The 5,884-nt window shown below is 63.6% G+C and carries 7 protein-coding genes; 1 reads left to right on the top strand and 6 read right to left on the bottom strand.

Annotation, left to right across the window (positions count from 1 at the left end; all coding sequences use genetic code 11):
• Nucleotides 1-362: 362 nt before the first annotated feature.
• The 5 genes from E8F20_RS07050 to E8F20_RS07030 form a co-directional block, all read right to left on the bottom strand.
• Nucleotides 363-920, bottom strand: a complete 558-nt coding sequence (locus E8F20_RS07050; protein ID WP_280283126.1) for a putative glycolipid-binding domain-containing protein — start codon at nucleotides 918-920, stop codon at nucleotides 363-365.
• Between the two features lie 4 nt (nucleotides 921-924).
• On the bottom strand, nucleotides 925-1,236 hold the full coding sequence (locus E8F20_RS07045) for a DUF2834 domain-containing protein (RefSeq protein WP_280283125.1): 312 nt from the start codon (nucleotides 1,234-1,236) through the stop codon (nucleotides 925-927).
• 24 nt (nucleotides 1,237-1,260) lie between these two features.
• Complete coding sequence (locus tag E8F20_RS07040; RefSeq protein WP_280283124.1) at nucleotides 1,261-1,608, bottom strand: MmcQ/YjbR family DNA-binding protein; 348 nt, start codon at nucleotides 1,606-1,608, stop codon at nucleotides 1,261-1,263.
• A gap of 16 nt (nucleotides 1,609-1,624) precedes the next feature.
• On the bottom strand, nucleotides 1,625-2,806 hold the full coding sequence (locus tag E8F20_RS07035) for an MFS transporter (protein WP_280283123.1): 1,182 nt from the start codon (nucleotides 2,804-2,806) through the stop codon (nucleotides 1,625-1,627).
• A 98-nt stretch (nucleotides 2,807-2,904) separates the two neighbouring features.
• The gene (locus E8F20_RS07030) at nucleotides 2,905-3,813 is read right to left on the bottom strand and encodes a LysR substrate-binding domain-containing protein (RefSeq protein WP_280283122.1); all 909 of its coding nucleotides are present in this window, start codon (nucleotides 3,811-3,813) and stop codon (nucleotides 2,905-2,907) included.
• Nucleotides 3,814-3,964: 151 nt separating this feature from the next.
• Here E8F20_RS07030 and E8F20_RS07025 point away from each other — a divergent pair, with 151 nt between their 5' ends.
• Complete coding sequence (locus E8F20_RS07025; RefSeq protein ID WP_280283121.1) at nucleotides 3,965-4,471, top strand: DUF1993 family protein; 507 nt, start codon at nucleotides 3,965-3,967, stop codon at nucleotides 4,469-4,471.
• A 264-nt stretch (nucleotides 4,472-4,735) separates the two neighbouring features.
• Here E8F20_RS07025 and E8F20_RS07020 read toward each other — a convergent pair.
• Nucleotides 4,736-5,884 (bottom strand): OprD family porin (locus E8F20_RS07020; RefSeq protein ID WP_280283120.1); only part of this gene is annotated, 1,149 nt, incomplete at its 5' end.

Genomic DNA, 5,884 nt, shown 5'->3' with positions numbered 1-5,884 from the left:
CATGGATGGCCCCTCTCGCCGTGCCCCTGGAGCAAGGATGGAGGGAGGGTAGTTTGGCGGAGCCAAACCCGGATGCAGGGGCAAGCCCTTTGGTTCCTTTCGGCGCTTGAGAAAGGGACTCGTCCGGGGGACGAAACCAGAAGCATCCGCAGAACTCGGCAAGCAGCCTGGCTCAGGACGTACTAGCAACACTTAACGCAGACATAGCCAATACATTCGCCAAGGTAGGAACTGGCTTGCCAGCAAATGGCCCCGTTTCGCTGGCAAATCCAGCTCCTACAAGGCTCTGGGCCCGATGGTGAATCTCTCGAAACAGCTATCGCAGACAGAGCGAATGAAGTCACCCCTGCAACAGGTACCCGTTACAGCCGCTGAAAGAACTTCGGATAGCGGTTCACCAGCCCATCATCGTCCAGGGTCAGCACGGCTTCGAAACCGCTGCCGTCGAGGTTCTGGTAGAGGTAATGGCTCTGGTCGAGGCGGGTGTAGGCCTGGCGCATACGCCGCACGGTCAGCTGCGGCGCTTCGACGAACACCACCTCGATCTCCCGGCGCTCTTCCGGGTTGAGGAACAGCCGCCAGATGCTCGGGCTGTTGGTGAAGGGGGTGGGCCAGAGGTCCAGGTCGAGGCTACCCGACAGTTCGGGCAGCTTCTGGCCGTGGCCATCGAACCAGTGCAGGCCGTCACGGCGCAGGGTCAGGGTGCGGCTGCCGCGCCCATCACGCACCGTGGCGCTGAAGGTCCTGGGCTCCCAGCCTTTTTCGTACTCCAGGGTGTAGTTCAAGCGGTACGGCTTGCCATCGTCGTCAAAGGCCAGCATGCCGCTGTCCACCCGGCGCCCCTCCAGACGGAAGTCTTCCAGGCCATGGGTGGGGGCTCGGCTGTTCCAGAGGTGGGTCCAGAGGGCTGTGGTTCTCATCAGCTCATGCCTCGTGGCGCTGGTTTTTTCGCAGGACCAGATAGAGCAGTGGCCCGATGGAGGCGAACACTGCAGTCAGTAGGTAGAAGGGTAGCAAGTAGGCCACGCTGCGGCCCCGGCGGCGATTGTCCTGGTACATCCAGATTCCGATCAGGGCGCAGGCCAGATAGAGGTCGACCACCACTTGGGCGGTGTCGGGCCGACTCATCAGCTGCGCACCGAACTCCAGCAGCGGCTGTTCGCTGATGGCCATTACATAGAGGGTGTAGCCGCCGAACAAGAACAGGGCGATCAGGGCAGACGAGCGAACGGACATGGGACTTCCTTGTCGTTGGGGGGATCAGTCGAGTAACAGCCCCACCTGGCGGATCTTCGGCAGGCGCGCGACCACCAGTTGGTGGGAGCGGGTGATCAGCTCGCGCAACTCGCCGTCGCCCATGGGGTAGGGGTTTTGCATGGCAATCCAGTGGGCCCGCGCCAGGTAAGGCGCGGGAATGATGCCGGGGCGGTCGACGTAACCGAGGAAGAGGTCCTTATCGACCTTGAAGGCCAGGCCATCACCCAGGAAGTTGATGATGGCGAACATCTTGTTGCCGGCTATCGAGAACACCCGGTTGCTGCCCCATTTGAGGTCTTCCCGGGCACCGGGAAGCTGCAAGCAGAAGGCGGCGACTTGATCTGGGGTCATGCGTGCTCCTGTTCCTTCAGGTTCGGGTTTCGCTGCGTAGCAGCCACAGGCTCAGTAGCATGCCGGTCAGGGCCATCAGCGCAGCGACCAGGAAGATCGTGGCGAAGTCCGCACCACTGGCAATTGCACCCATCAGCGGCCCGGCGATACCCAGGGCCAGGTCGAAGAATACCGCGTAGGCGCCCAGGGCCGAACTGCGGCTGGCGGCTGGAATGCGTGTGACAGCCTCGACACCGAGGGCAGGATAGACCAGCGACAGGCCGAAACCGGTCAGCGCCGCGCCGGCCAGCGCCAGCCAGGGCGTCGGCGCCGCCCACAACAGGAACAGGCCGAGGCTTTCCACCACCAGACAGACGATGGCCACCCGGTAACCGCCCAGGTGCTTGATGCTGTTGACGAACAGCAGCCGGGCACCGATGAAGGCGCAGCCAAAGGCGGTGAGGCAGTAAGCGGCACCTTCCCAACCCACGCTGGCGTAGTAGAGGGTGATGAACGTGGCCAGGGTGCCGAAGCCGATGGAGCCCAGGGCCAGGGCCGAGCCGTTGGGGGCGATGCGCAGGAAGACGTTGCTGAAGGGCAGCCGCTCGCCGTGGACGATGGGCGATGGGGGCTTGGGCCAGGCCAGCAGCAGGGCAATGGCGCAGAGCACTGCCATCAGCCCACCGATGCTCCACAGGCCCAGGCCATCGACCAGAACCACGCCCAGGGGCGCGCCGATGGCCACCGCGCCATAGGAGGCGATGCCGTTGAAGGAAATCACCCGTGCCATGTTTTCAGCACCCACCAGCCCTACGCCCCAACTGATGGAACCCGTGCCCACCAGGCCCTGGCCAATGCCCAGCATCACGCGCCCGCCGAGCAGAAGCGCCAGGCTCAACAGGGGGAACTGCGCCAGCGAGGTGGAGAGCAGCGTCAGGACACCGGACAGGCCGCAGCTCGCCATGCCGTACATGACCGCGCGCTTGGCGCCCAGCCGGTCGGCCAGGCTTCCCGACATGGGGCGGGAGAGGAGGGTGGCGAGGTACTGCACGCTGATGACGATCCCCGCCATCACCGAGCCGTAGCCCATGTCGTCATGCACGTAGCCGGGCAGCACGGCAATTGGCAGCCCGACACAGAGGAAGCTGATGAAGGTGAAGAAAACGACGGTGATGATCTGCAGCGTGCTGGAGGACGCGGACGGCCGTGGCGTGCTCATGGCAGAACCTGGGGTTGGGGCGGACGGGGAATGTCGCCATCATCCCCGACTCGCGGCGGCAAAGAAAGCTAGCTAATGGTTGTCTTGCTGGCCAAGGTTCAGATGATGGGAACCTGGCTGTGGGCGAAAGCTTCCACGAGGTGTTCGATCCAGGCGCGGACCGCCGGCAGCATGCCGCGCCGGTGGGTGTAGACCGCTTGCAGATGGCCACCCGGCAGGCTCCATTCCGGCAACAGCCGCACCAGGCTACCGTCGCGCAACTCGGTTTCGCAGTTCATCTGCGGCAGCATGCTGAAACCCAGGCCCGCCAGTACCGCATGCTTGCGCACATCGAAGTCCTCTATGCCCAGGCGGGCCTCCAGAACCACTTCGCGCCGATTGCCGTGGCCGTCATGCAAGTAATGGTGGATGCGCCGGTCAGCCTCCAGGCCGCCGAGGGCCGGCAAGTGCTGGAGGTCATCCGGGGTATGGATGCTCCTGCCCTCCAGCAGGCTGGGCGCGGCCACCAGGAAGGCCTGCGCCGGTCGCAAGGGACGAGCGATCAGGGTCGGGTCTTCGTCGCCTTCTTCGCGCACCCGAAGGGCAACGTCCACGCCTTCCTCGCGCAGATCCACCCGGCGGTTGGTGAGGATCATGTCCAGCTGCACCAGGGGATAGTGCTGGAGGAATTCGGCTATCACATGCTTGAGCATCGAGTGCGCCAGCTCGACCGGGCAGGACACCCGGAGGCGGCCCCGGGGTTCGACGGTAAGACTGGCCACCACTTCCTCGGCCTGCTCGGCCTCCAGCAGCATGGCCTGGCAATGGCGCAGGAAACGCTCGCCAACATCGGTAAGCGCCAGCTTGCGTGTGGTGCGTTGCAGCAGCCGCGCGCCGAGCCGGGTTTCCAGTTCGGCAATGCGCCGTGAAAGGCGCGACTTGGGAATGCCGAGCAGGCGACCGGCAGACGAGAAGCCGCCGTGCTCCACCACCTTGGCGAAATAGAAGAGATCGTTGAGGTCTTGCATGGTTTTGTCCTGCATGTGGGACGAGCTATCGCGCTAGGTGACTTTACCGCGCCATTGCCCGGTCTGGCGGGACTTTCGCGCACATTGCCGGGCGGCCGACCAAGCGCTATACCTGAGCCTCTCCCATCCACCTGAAAACGGAGCGATCACCATGTCCTTGTCTATGTACGAGGCGTCCATCCCGGTCCTGGCGCGCATGCTCGGCAACCTGTCCAACATCCTCAAGAAAGCTGAGGCCAACGCCCTGGCGCGTGGCATCGACCCCAAGGTGTTCATCGAGTCGCGCCTGGCGCCGGATATGTACGCCCTGGCCCGTCAGGTGCAAATCGCCAGCGATATGGCCAAGGGATGCGCGGCGCGCCTGGCCAACGTCGAGGTGCCGAGTTGGGCCGACAGCGAAACCACCTTCGAGGAACTGCAGGCGCGCATCGCCAAGACCAAGGCATTCATCGAGGGGATAGACGCTGCCCAGCTGGAAGGCAGCGAAAGCCGCACTGTGGTGCTGAAGATGCGCAGTGGCGAGCTCAGCTTCAGCGGTCGTGACTATCTGCTCGGTTTTGCCCTGCCGAACTTCTATTTCCACATCACCACCACCTACGCCATCCTGCGCCACAACGGCGTGGACGTGGGCAAGATGGATTACCTGGGCGGCGTCTGACGCGTTCGTCCGGTGCCAGTTGGACACCGCATTTCATGTCCGCCATTCGTGGCCCAGTCGGGCTCCAAGGGTGAATTGGTGAAGCGTGATCTGGCTTTGCGGTTGCATCTGGGCTACTGAAAATCCGGCTTCATTCTGTAAATCAGGCATTTCGATCGTCACAGGCAGAGCCGATGACTCATGACCACGTCCTGAGGGCGTGGTTTCCCAAGTTCAAATGAAAGAAGCCCACCGGATGGGTGGGCTTCTTCGTTTGCAGTGGGCTTACCAGAGCGGCAGCACGTAGCTGAGGATCAGGCGGTTCTCGTCGATATCGCTACCGAAGTTGGTGGAGCGCACCGTTGCATTGCGCCATTTGACGCCGAAGTTCTTCAGCGGGCCGTCCTGGAAGACGTAGGCGATGTCCATGTTGCGTTCCCACTCCTTGCCGTCTTCGCGACCGGCACCCAGGTCGATGTTGTCACCGGACAGGTAGCGGGTCATGAAGGTCAGGCCGGGAATGCCGAGGCTGGCGAAGTTGAAGTCGTAACGGGCCTGCCAGGATGTCTCGTCCTTGTTGGCGAAGTCGCCGATCTGCACGTAGTTGACCAGGAAGGGATCGGTGCCGTTGATGTAGGCGAAGCCGGTGTCGCCACTCATGCTCTGGTAGCCGAGGCCAAAGGCGTGGCCGCCAAGGGCGTAGGTGAACATGGCGCCGAAGGCCTTGTTGTCGACGTTGCTGGAGCCTTCGTCGGTGGAGCGGGCGTAGCGCAGGTCGCTCTTCAGCGACTGCTTGTCGCCCAGCGGCAGCAGGTGGACGGCGCTGAAGAAGTGCTGTTTGTAGAACTGGTCCAGTTCGCCATAGTGGTAGCCGGTGGTGAGGCTGTCGGTCCACTTGTAGTTGGCGCCGGCGAAGTTGAACTCGTCGCTGGTGGTGCCTCTGCGGAAGCTGATGGCGCGGGCCGCCCCGCTGGTGATGGTCATGTCCTCGTAATCGGAGGAGTCACGCTGGTTGACCTGCTTGAGCTGGCCGGCATCGAAGGTGAGGCCGTCGAGCTCCATGGCGTTCAGGTGGCCGCCCTGGAAGGTCTGCGGCAGCAGGCGCGAGTCGTTGTACTGGACGACCGGCAGCTTGGGCAGCAGGGTGCCGACCTTGAGCACGCTCTTGGAAACGCGCAGTTTGGCGGTCAGGCCGAGTTCACCGTATTCGTCCTGGGCGCGGCCGGTTTCACGGTCGCGCTTGAGCAGGCCGGTGCCGGCGCGGTCGGGGCTGGAGTCGAGCTTGACGCCGAGCAGGCCGAGGGCATCGACGCCCACGCCGACGGTGCCCTCGGTGTAGCCGGATTCGTAGCGCAGGAGGAAGCCCTGGGCCCATTCCTCGGCCTTGGCCTGGGGGGCGTTTTCCTGGCGGAAGTCGCGGTTGAAGTAGAAGTT

The sequence above is a fragment of the Pseudomonas sp. BN415 genome (assembly GCF_029871195.1).
GTDB lineage: Bacteria > Pseudomonadota > Gammaproteobacteria > Pseudomonadales > Pseudomonadaceae > Metapseudomonas > Metapseudomonas resinovorans.
Note: the sequence above shows the minus strand (reverse complement) of the source record. Positions and strands in the feature narration are given on the sequence as shown.